4 tRNA genes are annotated in these 783 nt (G+C 49.2%); all 4 read right to left on the bottom strand.

The window, feature by feature from the left end:
- Positions 1-170: 170 nt before the first annotated feature.
- A tRNA-Gln gene (locus I656_RS0116715) sits at positions 171-245 on the bottom strand.
- 114 nt (positions 246-359) lie between these two features.
- Positions 360-431, bottom strand: a tRNA-Glu gene (locus I656_RS0116710).
- 10 nt (positions 432-441) lie between these two features.
- A tRNA-Thr gene (locus tag I656_RS0116705) sits at positions 442-517 on the bottom strand.
- A 7-nt stretch (positions 518-524) separates the two neighbouring features.
- Positions 525-599: transfer RNA gene (locus I656_RS0116700), tRNA-Asn, on the bottom strand.
- Between the last annotated feature and the right edge of the window lie 184 nt (positions 600-783).

Genomic DNA, 783 nt, shown 5'->3' with positions numbered 1-783 from the left:
TTACTGAGCTAATGGCTCATAGTTAGGATAACACTCTAAGTATGCTGCCCCTTCCTCTGCCAGCCTGTTCAAGGAAGCAGATGCGTCGGGGCAACTCGATGCCTATTCGACGATGTAACGCTCGTCACTGAGCTAATGGCTCATGACCATTTTTATGTACAAAAAAATAATGGCTGGGCTAGCTGGATTCGAACCAGCGCATCACGGAGTCAAAGTCCGTTGCCTTACCGCTTGGCTATAGCCCAACGCGATGAGAAAGAAACGCTGTATTCAATTGCTATTATATCTCAGCAATCAGGGAAGTATACACTTTTCATTTCGGCCAATCATCCTTGAAAGGACGACTGGCCGAAATGGAGTGACCCGTACGGGATTCGAACCCGTGTTACCGCCGTGAAAGGGCGGTGTCTTAACCACTTGACCAACGGGCCGGAAAATAAATGGAGCTTCCAACCGGGCTCGAACCGGTGACCTCTTCCTTACCATGGAAGTGCTCTACCTACTGAGCTATGGAAGCGTAAAAATGGCTCCGCAAGTAGGATTCGAACCTACGACCTACCGGTTAACAGCCGGTTGCTCTACCGCTGAGCTATTGCGGAATGATGAATAACTATATGTCATGCACATCTTCCCAATGTGCTCGTTGCCTCTTCCTCTGCCAGCTAATTCAAGGGAGCGAGATGCGTCGAGGCAACTCGTAGCGAATTCGAAGATGTGAAGCTCGTCGCTGAACTATTGCAGAATAATGAAACATTGCCTAGCAACGACCTACTCTTGCAGGGG

This window comes from Geobacillus sp. WSUCF1 (genome assembly GCF_000422025.1).
GTDB classification, from domain to species: Bacteria; Bacillota; Bacilli; order Bacillales; family Anoxybacillaceae; genus Geobacillus; species Geobacillus zalihae.
The sequence above is the reverse complement of the archived record's forward strand: the minus strand, read 5'-3'. Positions and strand labels throughout refer to the sequence as shown.